Here is a 24725-nt window from a genome sequence, read left to right as displayed (position 1 = left end):
CGGGCGTCCGTTGACGCATTCGTGCGCGGCGCGATCGTCGCTCTCGCGTTAACCTTCACCCATGCCCGATTCGCAGACCGCTCCCGTCCGCGAGGCGTCCGGTCCCATCGCCTCCCTGCCGAACCTCCGCGAGCTCGGTGGACTGACCACCGATGACGGTGCGACGGTCCGGTCCGGTCTCCTGTACCGCACCGCCGACTTCCGCGGGCTCACCGACGACGACGCGGCGCTGTTCGCCGGACTCGGCATCAAGACCCTCTACGACCTGCGCTCGGACGCCGAACGTGCGTCGGTGCCCGACCCGTCGTTCGACGGCACGCGGCACCTCGCCCTCGACGTCCTCGCCGACTCCGAGCAGGCCGTGCCCGCCAACATGAACGAGTTCTTCGCCGATCCGGAGAGCGTCGCGAAGATGAACGAACGGCTCGCCGGCGGCACGGTGGTCGACGCGGTCACCGCGAGCTACCGGCACCTGGTGAACCTGCCGAGCGCGAGGGCGGCGTATCGCCGCTTCTTCGCCGGCCTCGCGGGCGAGGACGAAGCCCCCGCCGCGTTCCACTGCACAGCGGGCAAGGATCGGACCGGGTGGGCCGCGGCGTCGCTGCTCACCGTGCTCGGGGTCTCCCGCGACGAGGTCTACACCGACTACCTGCTGACCAACGAGCGGCTGGTCCCGTCGTTGGTGCCGCTCTTCGGCAGGTTCGCCGAGGCGGGCGGCGACCCGGACCTCCTGCTGCCCGTGTTCGGTGTCCGCGAAGAGTACTTGAACGCGGCCTTCGACGAGGTCGCCGCGCAGTTCGGAACCATCGACGGGTATCTGACCGGCGGCCTCGGCCTCGATGCCGGCGTGGCCGACAGACTCCGCCAGACCTACCTGTCATGACGTCGCCGCGTGCCCGGATGGTGGCCGAGGCCGCGGATCTCATCGCGCGTAACGGGGTGGCGGCCACGTCGATCGGCGACGTCCTCAAGGCCGCGGAGGCCCCGCGCGGATCGGTGTACCACCACTTTCCCGGGGGTCGATCGGAAGTCCTCGCCGAGGCGGTGCTGCTCGCCTCGGAGAACATCGACGAAGGACTGTCGGAGGCCGCGCACTCGTCGCCCGCCTATCTCGTCGCCGACATCGCGGCCATGTGGCGGCGCACCCTGACCGAATCGGACTTCACCGCGGGCAGCACGGTGTCGGCGGCGGCGCGGGCGCGCGGCACCGACCCGGGAATCGCCGACATCGCGGCGCGCGCCTACACGCGCTGGGAGGAGATGCTCGCGGCGAGTCTGCGGTCGACCGGAGCGGACGCCCAGCGGGCGAGGTCGTTGGCGGTGACCATTCTCGCCGCCGTCGACGGGGCCGTGACCCTGTGCCGCGCGCACCGGAGCCTGGAGCCGCTCGATCTGGTGGCCGAGCAGATCGCCTCGCTGCTGGAGCCCTGACACGCGAGTGAGGAATTCGTCGCCTCCCCGACTTCTCGGGCAGGTACATTCATGCCATGGCTGTCACCGCAAGCACCGAATTCGACATCGACGCACCGCCGTCGGTCATCATGGAGATCCTGCTCGACGTGGAGGCGCTCCCGGAGTGGTCGGGTCCGCACAAGTCGGCGAAGATCCTCACCGAACACGAGGACGGCAGTCCGGCCCGTGTCGAGGCGTCGGTCACCGCCGTCGGCATCACCGACGACCAGGTCCTGGACTACACGTGGACCGACAACACGTGCGAGTGGGCTCTCGTCGAGAGTTCGCAACTGTCGCAGCAGCAGGGCAAGTACACCGTCACGCCGAAGGGCGACGGCTCGCACGTGGTCTTCGACCTGACCGTCGACCTGAAGATCAAGATGCCGTCGCTGATCGTCAAGCGCGGGCAGAAGATCGCCGTCGAGACCGCGAAGAAGGGTCTCACCGCAGAAGCCAAACGTCGTATGTGAGCACACCCGACATCGCGGAAGAACCCCGTCGCAGACATCGGTCCGCGGCGGGGTTCTGTGCCGCGGAGGTGGTCCAGCCGTGCCGGATTCGCCAGACCGAACGTCGGACATGGGCATAATCGGCGCTGTGACTGACGTGCAGAACGCTGCGGCCCCGATCGCATCCCTCCCGAATCTCCGAGACCTCGGCGGTCGTCGTGCCGCCGACGGCGCCACGGTGAAGTCCGGGCTGCTGTTCCGGACCGCGGACTTCCGCGGGCTCACCGACGACGACGCCGCGAAGTTCACCGGACTGGGCATCCGCACCGTCTACGACCTGCGATCGGCCGCCGAACGCACGGGCCTGCCCGACCCCGACTTTCCGGGGGTGGCCGACATCGCCCTGGACGTGCTCGCCGACGCGGGAACCGCGATCCCGGCGAACCTCGACACCGTGCTGTCGGATCCGCACCTGGTGCACGAGGTCGACGAGGTGCTCGGCGGCGGCAAGGCCGTCGAACTCATCACCGGCACCTACCGCGAACTCGTGACGCTGCCCAGTGCGCAGGCCGCCTACCGTCGATTCTTCGCGGGCCTCCTCGGCGCCGACGAGACACCCGCGGCATTCCACTGCACCACCGGCAAGGACCGCACGGGCTGGGCGGCCGCATCGGTGCTGACCCTCCTCGGCGTCCCCCGCGACGAGGTCTTCACCGACTACCTGCTCACCAACGAACGACTCGTTCCCGCGCTGCGCCCGATCTTCGACGAGTTCGCGGCCGCCGGCGGCGATCCGGACCTCCTGCTACCGGTCCTCGGCGTCCGCGAAGAGTATCTGACGGCGGCGTTCGACGAGGTCGATCGGCAGTACGGCTCGATCGACGCGTACGCCTCCGTCGTACTCGGCCTGGACGCCTCCGCCGTCGCCGAACTGCGGTCCCGGTTCCTCGATTGACGGGTTGCTGAGCAATCGATGAGACTCCGGTATCGCGACGGTAACGATCAGCGTTGCGCGAGCGTCGAAATCGTGCCATCCGAGTAGCGTCGACCTCGACTCCGCTCGATCTGCACGGGCCTCCGCGCGATCTGCAGGAGTCTCCGCGAGAACTGCCGGGGGAGCCTCCGCGCGTCGAGCGGGGGCCTCTGCTCGGTCGGGCGGAGGTGGTCCGTCGGGGTGACGGAGAGACTGTCGTCGGGAGGTATTGATCGTGCGTATTGCTAAGAGCGGCAAGGGTATTCGTGTTCTCATCGCTGGAGCGGCCGGTGGTGCGGCGATCGGACTGATGGCACTGTTCGGTGGTGGTCACGCCGCTGCCGATACGACGTGCTCGGCCACGGACAACAACCGCGTGGAGCACGCCGACGGACTGAGCCACTGCATCGCCAACGCGGGCCCGGGCAGCCGCGCCGATGCGCGGGACACGAGTAACAGCGGTGTCGCGACGGCGGTCGCCACCCAGCGCGGAGCGGCGACGAGCATCAACCTGCAGCCGTGGTCGGAGGCGCTCTCGAGCGGAGTGCACGGCGGCAGCGGTTACGCGATCTCCACGGGGCCGCGGTCGACGTCGATCGCCATGGCACGCGACGGCGGGACATCGATCGCGATCGGCGGCTGGGGCGGTCAGGCGTACGCCGGTCCCGCGGGCGCGGTGTGCGCGGGCGGATTCGGCGCCGCATACGATTCGACGACGGGCCAGTACTGCGTCAAATCGGGGTCGCTCGACCTGCACTGATCCGCCGGTGCGCCATCCGGCCGCTCGCGCTGCCGAATCGTCCCGTGCGAGTTACTCTGTGCCCGTGGAGAATCTCGACGGCTACGCCCAGCCGAATCAGAACATCGGACCCGACCTGAGCCTGGTCTCCGGGCGCGAAGCGCTGCAGCAGCTCGTGGACCTGCGCGCCACCGGCAAGTTCACCGTCGTGGACGATGATGACGACGATCCGATCCTGCTGACGCTGCCCGAACGCAACGTGGTCGACACCTGGCGCGAGGACTACCCGTATCAGGAGCGGATGAGCCGCCGCGAATACGAGGTGACCAAGCGCCGTCTGCAGGTCGAGCTGTTGAAGCTGCAGAAGTGGTCCAAGCAGACCGGCCAGCGTCACCTGTTGGTGTTCGAGGGCCGCGACGCCGCGGGCAAGGGCGGCACCATCAAGCGTTTCAACGAGCATCTCAATCCGCGCGGTGCGCGGGTCGTCGCACTGGAGAAGCCCTCCGAGCGCGAGTCGACCGAGTGGTACTTCCAGCGTTATGTGCAGCACCTGCCCGCCGCGGGCGAGATGGTCTTCTTCGACCGCTCCTGGTACAACCGCGCAGGTGTCGAACGCGTCATGAACTTCTGCACGCCCGAGCAGTACGCGCAGTTCATGTCGCAGGCGCCCGCCTTCGAGCGGATGCTGGTGGACGACGGCATCCACCTGGTCAAGTTCTGGTTCTCGGTGACGCCCCTCGAGCAGCGCACCCGGTTCGCGATCCGCCAGATCGACCCGGTTCGCCAGTGGAAGCTGTCGCCGATGGACCTCGCCTCACTCGACCGGTGGGAGTCGTACACGGACGCCAAGGAACGGATGTTCCTCGACACCGACACCGACCACGCTCCGTGGACCGTCGTCAAGAGCAACGACAAGAAGCGCGCCCGTATCAACGCGATGCGCTACGTGCTCAGCCTGCACGACTACGACGGCAAGGACGAGACGATCGTCGGAGCCCCCGACCCCTTGATCGTGGGCCGCGCACGCGACCTCGTCGGAGAGTAAGCCGGTCTCGGCCGACAGGTAACGTGGTTCGGGTGCGAAGCGTTCTCTCTGGCCTGTTCACCATCGTGGCGATGATCGCCGTCGTCGTCGCCGTGCCCACGATGTGGGGGTCGCAGAAGGTGGTCTCGGCCGACGGTTTCGCCGCGTCCGCGGCGCAGGCGGCCCGCGATCAGCAGGTGCAGGACTACTTCGCCTCGACCATCGCCTCATCGGTGGCCGAACAGACGTCGATCCCACTGGCCGGCGACGCCGTCAAGCCGCTCGCGCAGGCGTACACGCGCAGCGACGCGTTCGCGACGGCCTTCGAGGAGATCGCCCGCCAGCAGCACGACTGGCTGTTCACCGCGCCCGGCCCCGACACCGACGCGCACGTGATGGATCTGAACATCACGCCGATGATCAACGAGGCGGTCGCATCGGCGTCGCTGCCGGTTCCGGTGCACATCGACACGCCGATCTACGTGGCGATCGACCAGCACCGGTTGTCCGCGGGATCGCTCGAGTCGACCGGTGACCTGGTGAAGACCGTCTCGTGGATCGCGGTGATCGTCGCCGTCGTGGCCGCGATCCTCGCATTGGCTCTGGCCAACAGGCGGGGCACGGTGCTCGCCTGGCTCGGCGTAGGCGGGATGCTCGCTGCGGCTGTCGCGTTCGGCGTCGCACAGTACATCCGCACGCTCGTCGACGACAGGGCCGCCGACACCGAGGAAGCGGCGCGGCGGACCGTCGAAGTGGTCGCCGACGACATCTCGGGAAGTCTCATCACCTGGGCGGTGATCGCGGTGATCGTCGGTGCGCTGGTCACCGTCGCGGGCATCCTGTTCCGCATCGTCGGCGGCGGACGACGACGCGCCGTGTAGGCGGGCTCCGGCTCGTCGCCGGATGGATCCGCAGCGCGCCGGTCACCTACTCGTGGCTGGCGATTCTGCTGGTCACCACCATCGTGCAGCACACCGCGTCGGACGAGCGGGTCGAGACGATCCTCGGACGGCGCTCGACCAACATCGGCAACCTCCGGCACGATCCGATCCGGTCGATGATCACGAGCATGTTCTGGCTCGACGGCGCGTACTGGCTCCCGTACCTGATCGGATTCACCGTGTTCGTCGCCGTCGCCGAGCGTTGGCTGGGACGGTGGCGCCTCGTCGCGGTCGGTTTCGGCGGACACGTCGTGGCGACGCTCGTCAGTCAGTTCGTGCTGTACGAGGCGATCGCCGCGCGGCAGGCCGATCCGGCCCTGCGATCGGCGGTCGACGTCGGCGTCAGCTACGTGATGGCCGCGTTGATCGGCGTCCTGGCCTATCGCACGGCGGGTCGGTGGCGGGTCGCGTACATCGCCGTCTGCCTCGTCGCGTTCGGCACTCCGCTCGTCGTCGACGGGACGTTCACCGACGTCGGGCACGCCACCGCGTTGCTGTTCGGATTCGCGATGTACCCGTTGACGCGGACGCTGCCGCGTGTGCGGCGGGCGCGGGACTGGTTCGCGCGTGCGGCGTCTCACCCGCCGATCGTGCGCCACAGGAACTCGTAGGCGAGTGCCTCCTTGAACGCCGACTGCTTGTTGTCGGCGGCGCCGCCGTGGCCGCCCTCGATGTTCTCGTAGTAACGGACGCTGTGCCCGGTCTCCTCCAGACGCGCGGTGAACTTCCGAGCATGACCCGGGTGGACGCGATCGTCGCGAGTGGACGTCGTGACCAGCAGTTCCGGATACGCGACGCCCTCGCGGACCAGCTGATACGGCGAATACTGGGAGATGAACTCCCACTCGGCCGGGTCGTCGGGGTCGCCGTACTCGGCCATCCACGAGGCTCCCGCGAGCAGCAGATGATAGCGGCGCATGTCGATCAACGGCACCTGACAGACCAGGGCTCCGAACAACTCGGGGTAGCTGGTGGCCATGACGCCCATCAGCAGACCGCCGTTCGAGCCGCCGCGTGCGGCGAGCTGCGGCGCGGTGGTGAGTCCGCGGGCGACGAGGTCGCGCGCGATGGCCGCGAAGTCCTCGTAGACCAGGTGACGGCCCGCTTTGACCGCCTGCGTGTGCCACGACGGTCCGTACTCCCCGCCGCCGCGGATGTTCGCGTACACGAAGACGCCGCCGCGCGCGATCCAGTTGGTCCCGGTGACCCCCATGTAGCCGGGAGTCAGCGAGTTCTCGAAACCGCCGTAGCCGTACAGCAGAGTCGGACCGGTCTCCACGTCGTCGCGTTTGACGACGAAATAGGGGACCGCGGTTCCGTCGTCGGAGGTCGCGAAGAACTGCTGCGCGCCGACGTTCGAGGCGTCGAAGTGCTCGGGCGAGGACCGGATCACCTCGACCCCGGTCGTCGCATCGCCGTAGAGCAACGACGGCGCCTGTGTGAACGCACTCGACGACAGCCAGATCTCGTCGCTGTGCTCCGGATCGACGTCGAGCACGCCGACGGTGGCGAGTTCCGGGACGCCGGCGAGCTCGGCGGGTTCCCACGTTCCGATCGCCAACGCCTCCAGCCGGGTGGCCACGTCGTGCAGTGTCGTCAGGACGAGTCGGGACTTGGTGAACGCGTAGTCCTGCAGGCTGGTGTGCTCGTCGGGTGCGAACAGGACGCGGTGGGTGCGATCGCCGGACTGGAAGGCCGGGTAGTCGAACACCAGCAGCGATCCGGGGGCGTGCTCGACGCCCTCGACGGTCCACGGCGTCTTCGGCGACACGATCAGATAGTCCAGGTGCACGGAGTACGCGGCGTCCGACGGGATGTCGATCGCGACCAGCTCGTCGCCGGTCAGCTCGTAGTTGTCGGTGTTGTAGAAGTCCGTCGCCCGGTAGACGAGGTGGCGCTGGTACCCCGGAGTCGGATCGAAGGCCGCGCCGATCGCGACATCGTCGACACTGCCGGTGAACACCGTCTGCGCCTGCGACAGGTCGGTGCCGCGTGTCCACCGCTTCACCACGCGCGGATAGCCGGACGACGTCCAGGAGCTGTCGCCGTCGGGCTGCTGTCCGAACTCGGTGCCGACGTAGACGGTGTCGCGGTCGATCCAGCCGATGTTCGACTTGTTCTCCGGCAGGGCGAATCCGCCGTCGACCCAGGTGCGTGAGGGTACGTCGAACTCGCGGACGACACTGGCGTCCGCACCGCCGCGCGAGAGCGAGATCAGCGCGCGGTCGTAGTCCGGCCGCAGCATCGACGCACCGGCCCACACCCAGTTCTCGTTCTCGGCCTCGCGCAGCGCGTCGACGTCGATGAGCACATCCCATTCGGGGGAGTCGGTGCGGTACGACTCCAACGTGGTGCGACGCCACAGCCCGTACGGATGCTGCGCGTCGCGCCAGAAGTTGTAGAGGAACTCGCGGCGACGGCGCACATAGGGGATCCGGTCGTCGGTGTCGAGGATCGCGAGAGTGTCGGCCCGCATCTGCTCGAACCGGTCCGAACCCGTCAACTCGTCGACGGTCGGTGCATTGTGAGCGCGCACCCAGTCGAGGGCGCGGTCGCTGTCGACTTCTTCGAGCCAGAGATACGGGTCGGCGGCGGTGGTGTTCGCGTCAGTCACCCGGTCCACGTTACGTGCGATCACCGGACGGTGGACGGTGGACGGCCCGAACCTCGCGTACCCGGCGACGGCGACCATCGGGTCGATATGCTTGTCGCGCTGTGCGAATGCCGTGAGAGTGGAGAACAAGTGACTCGGGAGACGACCCCGCTGTGGATGGTGTCGATCGCACTGGTGGTGATCCTCGTCGCGGCCTGGCTTCTCGGCGCCGTTGCGCGGTGGCTGCTGCGCGACCGGGCACGACTGCGCGCGTCGGGTTCGATCGTCCTGGCGATCCTCGGCAGCGCTGCGGGGCTGCTCGTCGAATGGGCGATCTGGTCGAACGCGCACCTGCGCACCCCGTGGACCGTTCTGTTCGGGCTCGGCGGATCCGTGGCGGCCGTCGTCGTCTACGGACTCGTCGCGGCCCGCTTCCAACGTCCGCAGATCGCATCGATCGCCGAACTGCTGGCCGCGGGCGAATCGGACGCGGTGGAGTTCAAGTCCACCGCTCGAGTCAACCTGCGCACGGGGGAGAAGGACCAGCGGATGGAGCACGTCGTCGCCAAGACGATCGCCGCATTCGGCAACGGCGACGGCGGCACCCTGCTGATCGGCGTCGACGACGACGGTGTGCCTCTCGGTCTCGATCCCGACTACGGGACGCTGCGCACACCGGACGCCGACCGCTACGAGCTGTGGCTGCGCGATCTGCTCGTCTCCACCCTCGGGCAGAACGCCGCGGCACAGGTGGCCGTCGCCGTCGAGGACATCGCCCGCGACGGCGTCACCCGGCCGGTCTGCCGGATGCGGGTGACGGCGTCGCCGCGGCCGATGTATCTGCGGCCCGGTAAGAACGCCGCGCCCGAGTTCTGGGTGCGCACGGGCAACTCCTCGCGGCAGCTGACCGTCGACGAGACCGCCGACTACGTGATGTTGCGCTGGCCGCTCGGTGTCGGAGCCTCCGTGGCGGCGCAGGTGAGGGCGGCGGTGCGGTTCGCCGAGTGAGCCGTCCTCAGCTCATCTTCGAGTACGCGGCCTGCTCCGGTTCGACGTCGAGCACGGTCTCCTCCTGCCCCGGGGTGCGGGTGCCGCGAAGCGACGCGCCCGCGGTCTCGCGGAGGAAGTAGAGGGCGACCATGCCGACGACGCAGGCACCCATCATGTACGCGGCGGGGAAGAGGTTCCAGCCGCCGTTCTCCACCACGGCGTCGTTCACCAGCGGTGCGGTGCCGCCGAAGGCCGCCGTCGACACGTTGTAGGCGATCGCGAAGCCCGCGTAGCGGACGTGGGTCGGGAACATCGCCGGGAAGGTCGCGGAGATCGTCGCCAGCTGCGGCAGATAGAACAGGCCGAGCACGATGAAGCCGACCAGCGCCCACGCGAAGCCCTGGCTCATCAGCCAGTACATCGGCAGCGCCAGCACGAACAGGCCGACCAACGAGGCCCACCACATCGGCTTGCGGCCGGTGGAGTCCGACCAACGACCGAAGAACGGGATCGCCGCCATCATGATCACCTGTCCGATCAGAATGACCCACGACGCCGAGTTCTCCGACAGGCCGATCGTCTGCTTCAGATAGGTCGGCTGGTACGACAGCAGCGTGTAGTTCGCGACGTTCAACGCGACGACCATGCCGAACATGATCAGAATCGGACGCCAGTAGCCTGCCACCGTCGTCTTCAACTGCGTCCAGCCGGTGACGTTCTTCTTGTTCCGCTTGTTGTCGACCTCGAGGAAGACGGGCGGATCGTCGAGCTGCGACCGCAGGTACAGGCCGACCAAGCCCAACGGCAGTGCGGCCAGGAACGGGATGCGCCATCCCCACGTCGCCATCTGATCGGCGTCGAGGACGGAGTCGAGCAGCAGTACGAACGCGGTACCCGCCGACAGCCCGGCCAGGGTGCCGAACTCGAGGAAGCTGCCGAAGCGGCCGCGCTTCTTGTCGGGCGCGTACTCGGCCATGAACGTCGCCGCTCCGCCGTACTCGCCGCCCGTGGAGAAGCCCTGGATGATGCGCAGGACGATCAGCATGATCGGCGCCCAGACGCCCACGGTGGCGTGTGTCGGCAGCACACCGATGAGAGCCGTCGCCAACGAGATCAGCAGAATCGTCAGCGCGAGGACCTTCTTCCGGCCCAGCTTGTCGCCGATCGGACCCCACACGAAGCCGCCGAGCGGTCTCAGGACGAACGAGATGGCGAAACCGAGCATGGTTCCGGTGGTTCCCCATGTGCCGGGGAAGAACGCCTGGGTGAGGTAGGTGGTGGTCGCGGCGTAGACGCCGTAGTCGAACCACTCGGTCGCATTTCCGATCGCCGATGCGGCGATCGCCTTGCGGATCATGTTGGGCGGTGGTGCCTGGAAGTCCGTGGTGGACGGCGAGGTTGTCATCTGCTTGCCTGTCGATTCGGCGCCGTGCACGCGCGGCGTCTTCGGTCAGTGGGGCGGGTCTTTCTCGCGGCCGCCGCTGGCGGCGAATTACCACTTCCTGATGGCGCACAGGCCGGTAGACAAACGAGGTGTTCCCCCGAACGGACTATCTCCACACCTAGCATGTCTGTTCGAAGTTGGAAAACCTGACGCCGTCCGAATCACGTCGAGTCGGCCGGTGTTCGTGCAGGCAGTGCGGGGTCTGGGCCCTTCTCGTCACGGATTGGACACGGAGGTGTCGAAAGGGTGATCGGACGTCCGGGGCGCGTGACACAGACTCGCCGGCCTCACCGGCGCCCGTCACAGCGGGTCCGGGACCTCGCCCGCACGGATCGGGCAGCGTGTCGTCGAGTAGATCGTCGGCATGCAGAGGTTGCAGTGCACGCAGCGGGAGGCCGTCGTCGGGTCGGCCCGGATGCGCAGCGGCAGGTCGGGTTCGCGCAGGAGTGCGCGGCCCATCGCGACGAAGTCGAAGCCCTCGTCGAGTGCGGTCTGCATCGAGGCGCGATCGGTGATCCCGCCGAGCAGGATCAGCGGCATCGACACCGACCGCCGCAGCTCGCGTGCCAACGGCAGGAGGTAGGCGTCCCGATACGGGTAGTACCGCAGGAACACCGGACCGGCCGCCTTCAGCCCGGCTCGCATCGCGCCGTGGAACGCGCCGGCGAACTCGGCGCGCGGCGGTTCCCCGTGAAACAGATACATCGGGTTGAGCAGGGAACTTCCGGCGGTCGGCTCGATCGCGTCGAGGTACCCGTCCGCTTCGAACAGGCGGGCCGTCGCACACGCCTGATCGATGTTCAATCCGTTCCACGGGTGCCCTCCTCTGCCGCGGCCCGGCGTGCCGACGCCGTCGAACATGCTGAGTTTGGCCCAGACCGCGACCTGATCGCCGACCGCGTCGCGGACGGCCTCCAGCACTTCGCGGGCCAGGCGCGCGCGACCCTCCACGGTGCGTCCGTATCCGTCGCGCCGGTGGTTGAGCAGCGGAGACAGGAATGAACTGAGCAGATAGTTGTGTCCGCAGTGCACCTCGAGCGCGTCGAAGCCGCAGTCGACGGCCAGGCGTGCGGCATCGGCGAAGGCACGGGTGAGCGTGGCTATGCCGTCGGCGTCGAGGGCCTTCGTCAGCGCCATGCCCATCGGCGCGGGTATGCGGCCCGGCCCGAGTGCGGCGGCCCGGTTGGAGATCGAGTTCGCGACCGGGCCCGCATGGCCGAGCTGTGCCGCGGCGAGGGCGCCCTCGGAGTGGATGGCGTCGCTGAGACGTCGCAGGCCGTCGGCCGCCTCGTCGCGCAGGTGGATCTGGTGCCGGTCGGTGCGCCCCTCACCGCTCACCGCGCAGTAGGCGACGGTGCTGATCCCGACGCCGCCGGCGGCCACCTCTCGATGGAAGTCGATCAGCTCGTCGGTCACGAGGGCGTCGGGCGTGCGGCCCTCGAACGTCGCGCATTTGATGAGTCGGTTGCGCGGCCGAAGGGGGCCGAGTGCGGCGGGAGCGAACGGGTCGACGGTCATGAGGTCCTCTCCGGGGCGGCGAGCCCCGCGGTCAGGAAGTCGCCGAGCGCGCTGAGCGTCGCCGCGCTCGGCGGGTCGCCCGCGGCGAGTTCGGTCATCAGGATGGAGAAGGCGAACCGCCAGCGACGGCGCGCGGTGGCCTCGTCGATGTCGACGGCGTCGGTGAGGAGTGCCACCCACGCCTGTGTTTTGAACCACGTCGCCGTCCACGGCAGATCCGGATTGGTCAAGACGAAACGGCCGAGCAGTCTCATCAGTGCCGCGGTCCTCGGGTCCTGGCGCATTCCGACGAACGGCGCCAGGATCGCCTCGACGATCTCGCGAACGGTCGCGGGCGAACCCGCCAGTCGGTCGAGCGGGGCCGCCCAGATCGGTTCCAGGCGATCCTCGAGCAACGCCATGACCAGCGACTCCCGGGAACCGAAGTGATAGTGCACGGCCGCCGGATTCACCCCGGCCTCCGTGCAGACGGCGCGGACCCGCAGGTGCTCGTATCCCGTCGTCGCGAGGAGATGCTCGGTGGCGTCCAGGAGTCGGCTGCGAGTCACGTCCGTTGCCATGGAGTGAAGTGAACCACTTTTCAATCGGTGTTTCAATCATTGATTGAAAATGAGTCGTGAGGAGCCGTGCGACGACCCGCCCGGGAGCGTTAGGCTTGACGCCGTGGCTGAACATTTTGAAACAGTTGTCCTCGGTGGTGGCCCTGGTGGGTATGTGGCCGCGATCCGGTCCTCCCAGCTCGGCATGAAGACCGCCGTCATCGAAGAGAAGTGGTGGGGCGGTGTCTGCCTCAACGTGGGCTGCATCCCCTCCAAGGCGCTGCTCCGCAACGCAGAGCTCGCCCACGTCTTCAATCATGAGGCGAAGACCTTCGGTATCAGTGGTGAGGTGTCGTTCGACTTCGGCGCCGCCTTCGACCGCAGCCGTAGCGTGTCGGACGGCATCGTCAAGGGCGTCCACTTCCTGATGAAGAAGAACAAGATCACCGAGATCGACGGCTACGGCGTGTTCACCGACGCCAAGACCATCACCGTCGGCGATCGCGTCATCACCTTCGACAACGTCATCATCGACACCGGCTCCACCGTGCGTCTGCTGCCCGGTGTCGAGCTGAGCGACAACGTCGTGACGTTCGAGAGCCAGATCATGACCCGCGAGCTCCCGAAGAGCATCGTCATCGTCGGTGCGGGCGCCATCGGCATGGAGTTCGGTTACGTCCTCGCGAACTACGGCGTCGACGTCACCATCGTGGAGTTCATGCCGCGCATCCTGCCGAACGAGGACGCGGACGTCTCCAAGGAGATGACCAAGGCCTATAAGAAGCTCGGCGTCAAGATCCTGACCGGCACCGCTGTGCAGGCCGTCGACGACCAGGGCAGCCAGGTGGTCGTCTCGTACAAGGACGCCAAGGGCGCCGACGGCAGCCTGACCGTCGACAAGGTCCTCATGTCCGTCGGCTTCGCACCGCGCGTGGAGGGCTTCGGCCTGGAGACGACGGGTGTCGCGTTGACCGACCGCGGTGCCATCGCGATCGACGACCACATGCGCACCAACGTCCCGGGCGTCTACGCCATCGGCGACGTCACCGCCAAGCTGCAGCTGGCCCACGTCGCCGAGGCGCAGGGCGTCGTGGCCGCCGAGACCATCGCGGGCGCCGAGACCATGACTCTGGGCGACTACCGGATGATGCCGCGCGCCACCTTCTGTCAGCCGCAGGTCGCGTCGTTCGGTCTCACCGAGGAGCAGGCCAAGGCCGAGGGGTACGACGTCAAGGTCACCAAGTTCCCGTTCAGCGCCAACGGCAAGGCTCAGGGCCTGGGGGCTCCGGCGGGCTTCGTCAAGCTGATCACCGACGGCACCAACGATGAGCTGATCGGTGGTCACCTCGTCGGCGACAACGTCTCGGAGATGCTGCCCGAGCTGACGCTCGCGCAGAAGTGGGACCTGACGGCCAAGGAACTGGCGCGCAACGTCCACACGCACCCGACCATGAGCGAGGCGCTGCAGGAGACCTTCCACGGCGCCATCGGCCACATGATCAACCTGTAAGACGACGGTCTTCCCGCGAACGCCCCGCCCTCACCGGAATCGGTGAGGGCGGGGCGTTCGATGTCACTGCTGCTCGGTGCTCGGTGCCGTCTGCTCCTGTGATTCACGGAAGTCACGCGGGCTGATCCCGTAGCGCGCCTTGAACTGGTTGCGGAAGGTGGCGGGCGACCGATATCCGGAGGCCGCCGCGACGTCGCCGATCGGAGTGTGCGGCGACGTCTCCATCAGCTGGCGCCCGGTCGAGACGCGGGCGTCCGCGATCATCGTGGCCAAGGACTTCTCATCGTCGGAGAACAGCCGGTACAGGTGACGACGCGAGATGAACAGCGCCTCGGCGATGACATCGGGCGTCAACGACGGGTCGCGGTGCCGTCGCTCGATGAGGTCGATGGCCGACTGCCGCTGGAACAGCGTGTCGTCCTGCAGCTCGTACCTGTCGTCCTCGACGAGTTCGGCCAGCGCGGCACAGATCAGATCGACGGCTGCGAGATCGGCATCCGACGACATCGGCGTTCCGGAGACCGCGATGTCGATGGCGAACGCGCGCACGAAGCTCGCGGTGGCCCGTGCCAGTGGAGTGTCGTCGCCGGACGAACGCCGAGGCCGTTCGGCGAGATAGCGGAATCGGCCGAAATGGCGGAGTTCGACGAACAGCCCTGCGATGTCACGGATCGCCGGAAGCTCCTGTACGAAGGGCGATGTCGTCGGGACGACGACGAGGTCTCCGCTGGCGAACCAGTTCTCCCGACCGAACTGCCTGACCATCGACGGGCCGCGCGTCGCGGACGCGCAGACCGAGGCGATCTCGACCGGATCGGTGCGCAGATCAGCGGGGGTGCGCTCGAACCGCACCGGCGAGTGGAGCGTGCAGAACGCGGCCCCGAGCGGTGTGCGCACGCCGTACCGGACGGCACTCAGCGTCCGATGGCTTCCGTTGGGCGACAGGGAGATTCCGCCGTAGGTCTCGTGGGGCTCGGAGGACTCCATCCGACGAGACAGGTCGATGGCGCGGGGCGTCTGCCTGGTGAGGTGCGCCTGCCAGGCAGCGACGACGCTCGGTGTCAGCTCGGTGGTCGCAATCGCGGGCGGTCCCGCCGTCAGTCGAGTGCTCATCCCGCACTGCGGCCGTGTGGCCGTCGTCGACGGAGGCGCAGGAGGCGCCGGGACAGGAGACTGCTCATCGGGATCCTTCTTGTCACCATCGGTGCGAGCACGCTGGCGATCATCATCGATGTCGCCATGCTGAGGAGCGACAGGGCCGCGTTGGTGCCGAGGCTGCCGAGGTCCTTGTCGGAGGTGACGACGCCGCTGACGGCCACGAATCCCATCGAGCCGGGCACCATCAGCCAGAAGGCGGGCAGGAACATGGCGAGCACGCTCGGACGACTGCGAACGTGCGCGTTGATCGCCCATGCGACGAGCAGGGCCATGCCCACGGCGACGCCGCCCGCGAACGCCGACAGCATCACCTTGCCGAGGAGCTGATTGAGCCAGAACGTGCCGACCGTGATGCCCAGGACCCACAACCACAGTCGTGTCGGCATGCAGAAGTAGAGCATCGCACCGACGCCGAACACCGGCGCGGCCAGACCGAGCACCCACGACGGCGCGTGGGTGCTCGTCACGTCCTGCAGATCGGCGGTCGAGATGCCCACGACGTCGATCGCCAACGCCAGCCCGAACGCCATGGACAACAACACCACCAGCGAATACGCGAGCCGCGCCGTGCCCGCGATCATGTCACCCGCACTGATCTCGATCAGTGCGGTGGCCAGGGCCGCGCCCGGAATGAGCGTCACCACCGGGATCACTGCGAGGCGCACCGGATCCTCGAGGCCCCCGTGGACCGCCCACAGGGTGATCGCGAGTGCCGACAGGAAGGTCAGCAGGACCGGCATCAGCGGTGCCAGTGCGCTGCGGGTGCTCGCCCACAGGACGATCGCCGCCAACGGAACGGACACGACGACGGCGGCGATCGTCGCCGCCAGACTCATCTGGAAGCAGAAGGCGAAGCCCAATGCCATGAGCGCGTATCCGACGCCTCGGATCAGCAACCCCATCGAGGGGCGTGATTCGGCGATGCTCCGCAGGTCGGTGATCGCCTGTCGTACCGACGTCTGCCTGCGGCGGACCCGGTGTACGACGGCCTCGGTGTCGGCGATCTGGTCGAAGCGGTACATCGACCCGGTGTTCGCGATCTGAACCTGATTGGCGTCCTTGTCCAGGACGATCAGATAGTTCGCGAACACCTGCGCCACGATGTCGCTGCGGTGCGCGGCGCAGATCCCGCGAATCACCTGCGCGATTCGGGGGACCGGGTACGACGACCGGTTGAGGGCGGTGCCGACCTCGGTGACGAGAGTCAGCATGTCGTTCTCGTCGGCGGGATCGGAGTGCTCGAGTTCAGCGTCCGTCATCGGAGTTGGTCGACGACGCCCGCCTATTCGGCGTCGACGAACTCGACGAGCTTGTTCTGCACCCGGTCCTGCACGGCCTGTACCCGCTGCTCGGCGGCTTTGACCGTGTGCAGGGCCTTGGTCGCCTCGGCGACGGCTTCGCCGATCAGCGAGGCCTGCTCGATCGAGACGATGTGGAAGCGGTGATGCTTCTTGAAATTCTTGTGGACCTCGCCGGCGATGCCGCCTTCGAGGGCCAGCCTGCCGATCAGATCCAGCTTCGCCTCGCCGGAGCCCTCCGAGAAGTCGAGGTCTTTCAGATCCACCCACACGATGTTCGGAGCGGTGGTCGACTCGAACGCGTACCGCAGATTCGTCAGGTCGATCACCACCTGCCACAGTGTCTGCGAGGCGTCGGGCTTCCCGGGCGCGGGGTTGCGGAACGGCTGCGCACAGTTGCGGATGATGCTCATCATGGCGGCCATCGCCTGCACCTGCGACGTCGGGACCGGCTGATCCTGCACGTAGTAGAGGGCGCGCGCGAAACGGTCGGCGGCGTTGCACGTGCCGGGCAGCGGAGCGTCGCCGCCGAGACCTTGGTACTGCTTCACCAGCTCGAGCTGCTTGTCGTAGGTGGGCGAGTTGGTCATCACCAGGTAGTCACGGCTGTGGAAGATGTTCAACTCGCCGTCGATGTACTCGAGGATCGCCGAATCGCCGCTGGCATCGTCGAGCGCGAGGTGGATCGCGGGACTGCTGCCACCGGTCGGATCCGCCATCGGCACCACCTGCGGATTGTTCTCCTTTGACCACGCGACGGCTTCGTCGACCGTCATGAAGTTGTCGAGGTAGAACTGCAACCACACCGACATTGCGAGTTGAGTGCGCGAGGGATCCGGTGTGCCGTAATCGGATTCGGCCAGCCACAGGATGTGGCCCGCAAGCCCCTTCTCGTTGACCCCGTCGGTGGAGAGGATGTCGTAGACACCGGCGACGACGCTGCCGTACTTCGCCGTCCAGGTGAACTCGCCATTGACCCGGTCGTCGCGGGCGACGCCTCGCGGCAGCTTCCACAGATTGGTGTGGAGGTCCTGGTGGAAGTCCATGTTCCGGCCGACGATGACCGAACCGTTGGCGTCGGGCCACATGACTCTCGTGCACATGTTGGTTCAATGCCCTTTCTGATCGTGGGAGGTGGGCGGGTCGGTCAGAGGGTGTAGCCGCCGCGGTTTCCCACGGCCTTGCCCTCTTTGAGGACCAGCAGGATGTTGTCCTTGTCGGCGAGCGAGTCGATGTCGGTGAGCGGGTCGCCCTTGACGACCACCAGATCGGCGAGCTTGCCCGCCTCGACGGTGCCGAGCGTGTCGTCGACGTCGCACAGCTCGGCAGAGGTCTTGGTGCCCGCGACGATCGCCTGCATCGGCGTCATCCCGCCGAACTTGACGAGGCAGCCGAGCTCGGCGAGAGTGTCGCCGTGGTCGGGGACCAGCCCGGCGTCGGTGCCGACGGCCACCTTGATCCCGGCCTCGACCGACGCCTGGATCGACTCGTGTGCCAGTGCGTGCCACTTGGTGCTCTTGGCCACCGCCTGAGGGGTGGCGGTGTCGGGCTTGAGCGTCTCGATCAGTGTCGGGACCAGGAACTGTCCGCGCTGCACCATCTCGGTCCGCAGTTCGTCGTCGAGGGCGTAGCCGTGTTCGACACTCTGCACGCCGCCCTGCACCGCGGCGCGGATGCCCGCGTAGCCGATCGCATGTGCCGCCACCTTGCGGCCGCCGTATGCGTCGGCCTCCTCGACGAGCGCGGCGACGATCTCGGTTCGGGCGCCGAGCCAGTCGGGATCGTCCGAGGGCGAGGTGACGCCGCCGCTGGAGGCGACCTTGAGGACGTCGACACCCTCGCGCAGGAGTGCGCGCGCCTCCTTGCGGGCCTCGTCGACCGAGTCGACGATGACGCCGCCGATCAGTCCGGTGCCGTCCAGACCGGACGGGATGTGGAAGTCGGCGTGGCCACCGGTCTGGCTGAACATCTTGTCGGCCACCAGGAGTCGGGGACCTTCGACGAGGCCGTGCTTCACCGCGTCGCGCACGCCGACGTCCACGCCCATCAGATCGCGCACGGTCGTGACGCCCGCCTCGACCGTCGTCTTCAATCGGCCGATCAGTTCGAAGAACCGGTACGACTCGGGAACCATCGCGGCCATGACCGGCGAGCCCTTGGTTCCGGGCAGCGACAGGTGCACGTGGCAGTCGAAGAAGCCGGGAGTGACGGTGTTCCCACCGACGTCGACGCGGACCGCCGACGGTGTCTCGGGGGCGTCTGCGGAGGTGCCCGCGTACGTGATCTTGCCGTCGTCGATCACGATCACGGCGTCGGTGATCGGATCCGATCCGGTTCCGTCGATGAGGCGCGCGTTGTGCAGAAGTGTTGTCGTCACATGTCACGTTTACGTCCCGTATCGCAGTGATCCTCTCCCAGAAGGCGAATTGGCATGATTCGTGACTAGCTCTGGCACTACTTTCTCCTCCGATCGGGGCAAGGACGTGCACGCGCATAATCGTGGGGTGACGAACCGACGACGGTGGGAGTGCGGGCCGATCGCGGTGTCCGCGACCCTCGGAGTGCATCGGCGCGGTGCCCGTGATCCGGCCTATCGGTCGGCTCCCGACGGATCGATCTGGCGGGCCGTCCACACGCCGGACGGTCCCGGCACGATCGCCGTCGCAGCAGCGGCCGGCGCCGTCGTCGCGCGGGCGTGGGGTCCGGGCGGGCCGTGGTTGCTCGATGCGGCTCCGGCCATGGTCGGCGAGGGCGATCGACCCGAGGATCTCGTCGCCGATGATCCGGTGGTACGCGGTCTCGTCGACCGGGCGCCGGGGCTGCGCATCGGCCGCACCGATCGCGTCTGGGAGGCTCTCGTCGCGGCGATCCTGGAGCAGAAGGTGGTCGGTTCGGAGGCCTACCGCGCGTGGCGGTATCTGCTGCGTCGGTACGGGGAGCCGGCACCGGGCCCCGTCCCGGCCGACATGCGTGTGCCGCCACCGCGTTCGGTGTGGCGAGAGATCACCGAATCCGATTGGCACCGAAGCGGACTCGAGCCGGTGCGGATGCGGGCGGTGCGCGCGGCGGCCGCTGTCGACGTCGAGGTGAAGTCCGATGTGCTGACTGCGCTGCGCGGGGTGGGGCCGTGGACCGCCGCGCACGCCCGGTTCCGGGCGCTCGGCGATCCGGACGCGGTACCGATCGGCGACTACCACACGCCGTCGGTGGTCGGCACCGCGTTGATCGGCGAGCGCGTCGACGATGCGGGCATGCTCGAACTGCTCGAACCGTATCGGGGCCAGCGTTATCGCGTGATCAGATTGTGCGAGGTGGTCGGCGGCATGCCGGCCCGACGCGGACCACGGATGTCGACGCGCGACTACCGGGGGTTCTGAAGGAGCGGCCGCTCGGTCAGCCGCAGGGTCACCGAGCAGTCGTCGGGGGTCGTCGCCTGCACCAGATGGCCGATGCCGAAGGTCTCGGCGATCCCGGCGAGCGCCTCCTCGGCGACCCCGCGGACGGTTCCGCGCGCCACCTCGGGCAGGGATCCGACGAGGTCGGGCAGCGGACACGAGCAGACGGTGATCCGATGCGACTCGAGGTCGGACTCGATGTCGGTCACCGCCATTCCGAGGTCGCTCAGCGCGGACTGCACCGCGATCACGGGATCGGGCAGAGCGGTCTGCGACGATGCGGCGCCGTGGCGACGCGACCACGCTCGCCCGGCGGTGGCCGCGGAGTCCTCGCGCGCGGTCGCCGTCGTGCCGAGTTGCATCAGCAGGAGATGTCCGAGGCTGTCGGAGGCGGCGGGCGGTGCGACCGAATAGGCGACGCGGGGACGTCCGACGCCCTCGGGAGCGAGTTGTTCGGTCACGGCGTCACCCGAGGCGACCAGGTTGTTCAGGTGGAACCGGGCGGAGGTGACGTGCAGTCCGAGCGCCTCGGCGACCTCGGTGGCGTCCAGACCGACGTCCGAGGCCTCCAGGAGGTCGCGGACCCGATCACGTTGACGGGTCTTGGTGGACTCGGTCGTCTCCGGCTTCTGCACGCATCGAGGGTACCGATGCGACTACTGCCCGTGGACGATGACCAACGTGACTGTTCCGTCGGTCGTCGCGCGCAGCGAGTGGTGCGTGCGGGCGTTCACTCGAATCGCGGTGCCGGGCTCCAGCCGCACCGTCTGCCCGTCGACGGTGAACTCGATCGCGCCGGACTGTCCGAGAACGAGGATCGGGTGCGCGGCGAGATGTTCGGCCATCACCTGGCCCGCGCGGAAGGCGATCCGTACGACGGTCTCGGAGTCGCTGCGATGGATTCGCGTGACCTTCGGTCGCTCGCCGGTGTCGTCGTCGTTCGGGGCGCTCAGGCCGGTCAGGTAGGTGAAGACCGGTTGCGGCTGGTCGGGCACTCCTCACTCCTTCGGCTTGCGGGCGTGGACGTACTGTCCGACGCCGGTGATCGTCTGCTCTCGATGGTCGGCGCCCAGAGCCGACAGCCGCGAGAGGAGTTCGTCCCGACCGAAGATTCGCAGTCCGATCAGGCCCGCCGCGAGATCGGCTCCGGGCAGCGCCGCGACGGATGCGCGAGCCGAGGTGAAGACGATGATCTCGCCACCGGGCGCGCAGACGCGCATCATCTCGTCGAGGACGGGCAGCGGATCGGGGATCAGGTACAGCGCGGCCAGACACAGAACGGTGTCGAAGGTGTCGTCGGCGAAGGGGAGTCGGTGCGCGTCGCCGCGGACGAACGCGATCCGTTCACCCCGATTGTCGCGACTCGCCTGGGCCAGCATCGCCGCCGAGAAGTCGAGGCCGACGTACCGGCCCTCGTCGGTCAGCCCGCTCGCCGCATCGCGGCTGTAATTGCCGGGACCGCAGGCGATGTCGAGTACCCGTCGATCGCCGGGACGAGCCAGGTAGGCGCGCAGCGCGCGGTCGTAGTCGGCGGTGCTGGAACCGCCGAGGCTGAATCCGCGTGTGAAGATCGGCCGCCACGCCTTCTCGTAGACGAGGGAGAAGGCGCGGTTGCCCATCGCCCGCTGGGCGATGCTCACCGGCCGCCTCCGAACTCGTCGCGTTGCACGCGCAGGACGCCGATCGTGGTGGCGAGCGAGTCGTACTGTCCGACGAGGAGGGTGAAGGCGATCGCCTGCCGCTCGGACAGATGTCGGCGCAGCGCCGCCCAGGTCGCATCCGAGAGGTCTCGGTCGGCGACGAGTTCGTCGACGGCCGTCAAGAGGGTGCGTTCGCGGTCGCCCCAGCCCGCATCGGGGCCCTCGACCACGTCGTCGAATGCGGCGTCGTCGATCCCCGCCCTGGCGCCGAGACGACGGTGATGGTCGAGTTCGTAGTCGCATTCGCGCAGATGAGCCACTCGGATGATGATCATCTCGGTCTCTCGTCGGGAGAGTTCGCCGAACGGCATCATCCGCGACGAGAAGTGCAGCCAGCCGCGGAACAGGCCCTTACTGCGGCCGAGAGTGGCGAAGATGTGTGCGTTGTCGGTGCCGGTCGCGATCGACATGGCCCGCACCACCAGCCAGTTGATCGGTCCCAGATCGCCGAAGGTGCCCGGCGAGACGCGAGGAGTGCTCATGTCTCACCAACGTAGTGCAGGTGAGGCGGTCCCGCCTACGACATCGTGTACGGCGAGACGGTGCTGCGGTGTTCGTCGATGTTGAGCGTCGAGCCCAGGGGAGGGAAGGCCCGCTGCGGACAGTCGCGACGATCGCACACGCGACAGCCCGCGCCGATCGGCGTCCGCTTCGCGTCGTCGCCGAGTTCCACACCGTCGGAGTAGATCACCCGGCCGGCGTGGCGCAGTTCGCATCCCATGCCGATCGCGAACGTCTTGCCGGGCTGTCCGTAGCGGGACGCACGTCGTTCGACGGTGCGCGAGACCCAGAAGTAGTCACGGCCGTCGGGCATCTCGGTGATCTGGGTGCCGATCTTCCCGGGCGAGGCGAACGACTCGTACACGTTCCACAGCGGGCACGTGCCGCCGCTCGAGGAGAAGTTGAAGCCGGTCGCCGACTGTCTCTTGGACATGTTGCCCGCCCGGTCGACGCGCACGAACGTCCACGGCACCCCGCGCAGGTTCGGCCGCTGCAGCGTGGAGAGTCGGTGGCAGATGGTCTCGTACGACACCGCGTAGAACGCCGACAGACGTTCGATGTCGTACCGGAAGTCCTCGGCGGCGCCGTGAAACTGCGTGTACGGCAGGACCGCGGCCGCCGCGAAATAGTTGGCCAGCCCCTGGCGGGCCAGCGCCGTCGCGTCGTCGCTGGAGAATCCGCCGTCGTCGACGAGCCGGGTGATCAGGTCGTCGAACTCCAGATACGCGAGTTCCGCGGCCACCTTGAAACCGCGCTGTCCGGCGCCGAGCGCCGCGGAGAACTCCAACTGGCGCCGCTCGGGATCGAACCGGTGCAAGACGTTGTCGCCGAGGTCGACGCGGCGCACGATTCGCACCCCGTGCACGTCCTCGAGTCGGGAGGTCAGCTGCGCGCGCAGATCGGCCGAGTGCATCCGCATGCGCGAGGTCAGATTCTCGGCGGCCTCGTCGAGTTCGTGCACGTAGTTGCGTCGCTGATAGAAGTAGTTCCGGACCTCCTCGTGCGGGGCACTGATCGCACCGCGCCCACCGGGGTCGCCGCGACCGGCCGTCGCCGCCGCGAGCTGTTCGGCGACCACCCGGTACCGGCCGTACATGCCGACCAGGGCTTCGGCGATCGCCCGATGCGAACCGACCATCGCCGACACCTCGTTGGCGTCGCTGGCCGCCGGATCGAAGTCGAGATCCTCGTCGAGCAGGGCCTCACGCAGTTCGGCGACCAACCGCACATCGTCCTGCGGATCGAAGAACCCGATGTCGATGCCGAAGATCTCGGTGATCCTGGCCAGTACCGGGGCGGTCAGCGGCCGGGTGTCGTGCTCGATCTGATTCAGGTACGAGGCCGAGATCCCCAGCGTCGAGGCCATCGTCAGCTGCGAGAGACCGCGCTCGGAGCGCAGCCGTCGCAGGCGCGCGCCGACGTACATCTTGGTACTGCTCATCCAGGCATGTCTCCTTCTCCGGCCGAGTCCACCCGGTACGGTGACCGCGTGCACAGTGCGATTCCGACTCCGTCGCGTCCGGGCTCCACCATCATGGCCGCAGTCGTCGCCGCTGTCGCGGCGACGGCCCTGGCCGCCTGTGGTTCGGGTGAGCCCGTCGACGTCGGGACGGCGCTGCCCGCACGTCTGCTGCCCGGTGACGCGCTGCCCGCGGGATTCACCGCGGTGCCGTTCCAGGTGGACGACATGATCGCGGCCAACCGCGCGACGCTCGAACAGGCCGCCACCGTGACGTTCGAACCCGAGGAGTGCCGTCCGACCGCGGACGCGAAGTTCAACCCGCACCTGTCCACCGACGACACCGTGCTGTTGGCCGGCCAGTCGGACACCGGCACGCTCACCGAATTGATCAGCACCGTCGTCCGTGACATCGACGCCGATCGCCGCGACACGAGCGGTCCGTGCCGGGTGGTGACCTCCCTCCCGACGACGGGGTCGCTGGCGGGTGCGCGCATCGTCACCACGACGACCGAACTCCCCGCCCTACGCGACGATGCGGTGGCCCAGTCGTACCTGGTCCGCACCGATTCGGTGAAGACCTTTCCCGACGGTTCGGTGCGCGCCCGCAGCGCGTATGTCGCGAACGTGCTGGTCAAGACGCCCGGCGCCGAGGAGTTCACCCTGCAGTTGGGGATCGGCGGCAACGAGGCGGCGGTACCCGCTGCCGAGCCGCCGGTGAGCGAGAAAGAGTTCACCGCACTCGTGGCCGACGCGATCGAGCGCGCGAGCACGCGGTAGGCGAGCCGACCTCCGCGGGTCGGTCGACCCGTTTTCGTACTCCCCAGTAGGGTGAATTCGGTCACAGGCGTGGATTGCTGTGACCGGGGGTGTCGACCCGGTGTGCGCCGGTGTCTCCGGTCGGTCGTCGCGTGCGGCTCGCCGTTTTCCCAGTACGTGCGTACTTTTTGGCGACGCGGTGCGCATCGGTGCATGTGTCGATCTTCGCAAGATTTGCAAAAACTGACAACACGATGCCCGAACTTAACATCGAAATGGTCTG

At 67.9% G+C, this 24725-nt stretch carries 25 protein-coding genes; 12 read left to right on the top strand and 13 right to left on the bottom strand.

Going from position 1 to position 24725, the window contains the following annotated elements:
• Positions 1-61 precede the first annotated feature (61 nt).
• The 8 genes from BKA16_RS22085 (at position 62) to BKA16_RS22050 (ending at position 6189) form a co-directional block, all read left to right on the top strand.
• Positions 62-883 (top strand): tyrosine-protein phosphatase, encoded by an 822-nt coding sequence (locus BKA16_RS22085; protein WP_183372710.1) that lies wholly within the window; start codon positions 62-64, stop codon positions 881-883.
• Positions 880-1431: an LmrA/YxaF family transcription factor gene (locus BKA16_RS22080; protein ID WP_183372708.1), complete on the top strand. Its 552-nt coding sequence runs from the start codon at positions 880-882 to the stop codon at positions 1429-1431. Before BKA16_RS22085 ends, BKA16_RS22080 begins: the two co-directional genes overlap by 4 nt.
• A gap of 56 nt (positions 1432-1487) precedes the next feature.
• A complete protein-coding gene (locus BKA16_RS22075) occupies positions 1488-1922 on the top strand; it encodes an SRPBCC family protein (RefSeq protein WP_183372706.1) in 435 nt (144 codons plus the stop codon).
• A 127-nt stretch (positions 1923-2049) separates the two neighbouring features.
• A complete protein-coding gene (locus BKA16_RS22070; protein WP_343067577.1) occupies positions 2050-2856 on the top strand; it encodes a tyrosine-protein phosphatase in 807 nt (268 codons plus the stop codon).
• 253 nt (positions 2857-3109) lie between these two features.
• Positions 3110-3634, top strand: coding sequence for a DUF6764 family protein (locus BKA16_RS22065; RefSeq protein WP_183372704.1), 525 nt, complete (start codon positions 3110-3112; stop codon positions 3632-3634).
• 58 nt (positions 3635-3692) lie between these two features.
• Positions 3693-4658 carry a polyphosphate kinase 2 gene (ppk2, locus tag BKA16_RS22060; protein ID WP_183372702.1) on the top strand — a complete coding sequence of 322 codons (966 nt, stop codon included), beginning with the start codon at positions 3693-3695 and terminating at the stop codon, positions 4656-4658.
• A gap of 32 nt (positions 4659-4690) precedes the next feature.
• Entirely contained in the window at positions 4691-5518 is an 828-nt protein-coding gene (locus tag BKA16_RS22055; RefSeq protein ID WP_183372700.1) for a hypothetical protein, read from the top strand.
• Between the two features lie 26 nt (positions 5519-5544).
• Positions 5545-6189, top strand: coding sequence for a rhomboid-like protein (locus BKA16_RS22050; protein ID WP_183373242.1), 645 nt, complete (start codon positions 5545-5547; stop codon positions 6187-6189).
• Here the strand turns inward: BKA16_RS22050 and BKA16_RS22045 are convergent.
• The gene (locus tag BKA16_RS22045; RefSeq protein ID WP_387995828.1) at positions 6156-8192 is read right to left on the bottom strand and encodes a prolyl oligopeptidase family serine peptidase; all 2037 of its coding nucleotides are present in this window, start codon (positions 8190-8192) and stop codon (positions 6156-6158) included. The two genes, BKA16_RS22050 and BKA16_RS22045, sit on opposite strands and share 34 nt — an antisense overlap.
• Positions 8193-8321: 129 nt before the next feature.
• Between BKA16_RS22045 and BKA16_RS22040 the strand changes: the two genes are divergently transcribed.
• Positions 8322-9179, top strand: a complete 858-nt coding sequence (locus BKA16_RS22040; RefSeq protein ID WP_343067576.1) for an AlbA family DNA-binding domain-containing protein — start codon at positions 8322-8324, stop codon at positions 9177-9179.
• Positions 9180-9186: 7 nt separating this feature from the next.
• Here the strand turns inward: BKA16_RS22040 and BKA16_RS22035 are convergent, their stop codons facing one another.
• The 3 genes from BKA16_RS22035 to BKA16_RS22025 form a co-directional block, all read right to left on the bottom strand.
• Entirely contained in the window at positions 9187-10566 is a 1380-nt protein-coding gene (locus tag BKA16_RS22035; protein WP_183372697.1) for an MFS transporter, read from the bottom strand.
• Positions 10567-10905: 339 nt separating this feature from the next.
• Positions 10906-12123 (bottom strand): NADH:flavin oxidoreductase, encoded by a 1218-nt coding sequence (locus BKA16_RS22030; protein ID WP_183372695.1) that lies wholly within the window; start codon positions 12121-12123, stop codon positions 10906-10908.
• A complete protein-coding gene (locus BKA16_RS22025; RefSeq protein ID WP_183372693.1) occupies positions 12120-12683 on the bottom strand; it encodes a TetR/AcrR family transcriptional regulator in 564 nt (187 codons plus the stop codon). The genes BKA16_RS22030 and BKA16_RS22025 overlap by 4 nt, the downstream gene beginning before the upstream one ends.
• Positions 12684-12786: 103 nt before the next feature.
• Between BKA16_RS22025 and lpdA the strand changes: the two genes are divergently transcribed.
• A complete protein-coding gene (lpdA, locus tag BKA16_RS22020; protein ID WP_183372691.1) occupies positions 12787-14172 on the top strand; it encodes a dihydrolipoyl dehydrogenase in 1386 nt (461 codons plus the stop codon).
• 63 nt (positions 14173-14235) lie between these two features.
• Here lpdA and BKA16_RS22015 read toward each other — a convergent pair whose 3' ends face one another.
• Genes BKA16_RS22015 through BKA16_RS22000 form a run of 4 tightly spaced genes read right to left on the bottom strand, consistent with a single transcriptional unit; the run spans position 14236 to position 19005 of the window.
• Positions 14236-15285 carry a helix-turn-helix transcriptional regulator gene (locus BKA16_RS22015; RefSeq protein WP_183372689.1) on the bottom strand — a complete coding sequence of 350 codons (1050 nt, stop codon included), beginning with the start codon at positions 15283-15285 and terminating at the stop codon, positions 14236-14238.
• The gene (locus BKA16_RS22010; protein WP_183372687.1) at positions 15282-16589 is read right to left on the bottom strand and encodes a threonine/serine exporter family protein; all 1308 of its coding nucleotides are present in this window, start codon (positions 16587-16589) and stop codon (positions 15282-15284) included. Before BKA16_RS22010 ends, BKA16_RS22015 begins: the two co-directional genes overlap by 4 nt.
• A 23-nt stretch (positions 16590-16612) precedes the next feature.
• Positions 16613-17731 (bottom strand): linear amide C-N hydrolase, encoded by a 1119-nt coding sequence (locus tag BKA16_RS22005; RefSeq protein ID WP_183372685.1) that lies wholly within the window; start codon positions 17729-17731, stop codon positions 16613-16615.
• Between the two features lie 44 nt (positions 17732-17775).
• Positions 17776-19005: an amidohydrolase family protein gene (locus BKA16_RS22000; RefSeq protein ID WP_183372684.1), complete on the bottom strand. Its 1230-nt coding sequence runs from the start codon at positions 19003-19005 to the stop codon at positions 17776-17778.
• A gap of 127 nt (positions 19006-19132) precedes the next feature.
• Between BKA16_RS22000 and BKA16_RS21995 the strand changes: the two genes are divergently transcribed.
• Positions 19133-20005, top strand: coding sequence for a DNA glycosylase family protein (locus BKA16_RS21995; protein WP_183372682.1), 873 nt, complete (start codon positions 19133-19135; stop codon positions 20003-20005).
• Here the strand turns inward: BKA16_RS21995 and BKA16_RS21990 are convergent.
• The 5 genes from BKA16_RS21990 to ramB are packed head-to-tail and all read right to left on the bottom strand — an operon-like array spanning position 19990 to position 23665.
• Complete coding sequence (locus tag BKA16_RS21990; RefSeq protein ID WP_183372681.1) at positions 19990-20658, bottom strand: helix-turn-helix domain-containing protein; 669 nt, start codon at positions 20656-20658, stop codon at positions 19990-19992. The genes BKA16_RS21995 and BKA16_RS21990 overlap by 16 nt on opposite strands.
• Positions 20659-20679: 21 nt before the next feature.
• Positions 20680-21018 carry a cupin domain-containing protein gene (locus BKA16_RS21985; protein ID WP_183372680.1) on the bottom strand — a complete coding sequence of 113 codons (339 nt, stop codon included), beginning with the start codon at positions 21016-21018 and terminating at the stop codon, positions 20680-20682.
• A 3-nt stretch (positions 21019-21021) separates the two neighbouring features.
• Entirely contained in the window at positions 21022-21642 is a 621-nt protein-coding gene (locus BKA16_RS21980) for a class I SAM-dependent methyltransferase (protein ID WP_183373240.1), read from the bottom strand.
• Positions 21643-21659: 17 nt separating this feature from the next.
• Entirely contained in the window at positions 21660-22205 is a 546-nt protein-coding gene (locus BKA16_RS21975; RefSeq protein WP_183372678.1) for a carboxymuconolactone decarboxylase family protein, read from the bottom strand.
• Between the two features lie 35 nt (positions 22206-22240).
• Positions 22241-23665 carry an acetate metabolism transcriptional regulator RamB gene (gene ramB, locus BKA16_RS21970; protein ID WP_183372676.1) on the bottom strand — a complete coding sequence of 475 codons (1425 nt, stop codon included), beginning with the start codon at positions 23663-23665 and terminating at the stop codon, positions 22241-22243.
• 48 nt (positions 23666-23713) lie between these two features.
• Between ramB and BKA16_RS21965 the strand changes: the two genes are divergently transcribed.
• Positions 23714-24463 (top strand): hypothetical protein, encoded by a 750-nt coding sequence (locus BKA16_RS21965; protein ID WP_343067573.1) that lies wholly within the window; start codon positions 23714-23716, stop codon positions 24461-24463.
• Positions 24464-24725: the final 262 nt, after the last annotated feature.

Origin of the sequence: Gordonia humi (assembly GCF_014197435.1) — a bacterium.
Lineage (GTDB): Bacteria > Actinomycetota > Actinomycetes > Mycobacteriales > Mycobacteriaceae > Gordonia > Gordonia humi.
This window is presented reverse-complemented; position numbering and strand designations above follow the sequence as displayed.

Excerpts from the sequence above, each read along its gene's own strand:
- BKA16_RS22085 (WP_183372710.1), top strand. The coding sequence starts at position 62 with ATGCCCGATTCGCAGACCGCTCCCGTCCGCGAGGCGTCCGGTCCCATC.
- BKA16_RS22080 (WP_183372708.1), top strand. The coding sequence starts at position 880 with ATGACGTCGCCGCGTGCCCGGATGGTGGCCGAGGCCGCGGATCTCATC.
- BKA16_RS22075 (WP_183372706.1), top strand. The coding sequence starts at position 1,488 with ATGGCTGTCACCGCAAGCACCGAATTCGACATCGACGCACCGCCGTCG.
- BKA16_RS22035 (WP_183372697.1), bottom strand. The coding sequence starts at position 10,566 with ATGACAACCTCGCCGTCCACCACGGACTTCCAGGCACCACCGCCCAAC.
- BKA16_RS22030 (WP_183372695.1), bottom strand. The coding sequence starts at position 12,123 with ATGACCGTCGACCCGTTCGCTCCCGCCGCACTCGGCCCCCTTCGGCCG.
- BKA16_RS22025 (WP_183372693.1), bottom strand. The coding sequence starts at position 12,683 with ATGGCAACGGACGTGACTCGCAGCCGACTCCTGGACGCCACCGAGCAT.
- BKA16_RS22015 (WP_183372689.1), bottom strand. The coding sequence starts at position 15,285 with ATGAGCACTCGACTGACGGCGGGACCGCCCGCGATTGCGACCACCGAG.
- BKA16_RS22010 (WP_183372687.1), bottom strand. The coding sequence starts at position 16,589 with ATGACGGACGCTGAACTCGAGCACTCCGATCCCGCCGACGAGAACGAC.
- BKA16_RS22005 (WP_183372685.1), bottom strand. The coding sequence starts at position 17,731 with ATGTGCACGAGAGTCATGTGGCCCGACGCCAACGGTTCGGTCATCGTC.
- BKA16_RS21980 (WP_183373240.1), bottom strand. The coding sequence starts at position 21,642 with ATGGGCAACCGCGCCTTCTCCCTCGTCTACGAGAAGGCGTGGCGGCCG.
- BKA16_RS21975 (WP_183372678.1), bottom strand. The coding sequence starts at position 22,205 with ATGAGCACTCCTCGCGTCTCGCCGGGCACCTTCGGCGATCTGGGACCG.
- ramB (WP_183372676.1), bottom strand. The coding sequence starts at position 23,665 with ATGAGCAGTACCAAGATGTACGTCGGCGCGCGCCTGCGACGGCTGCGC.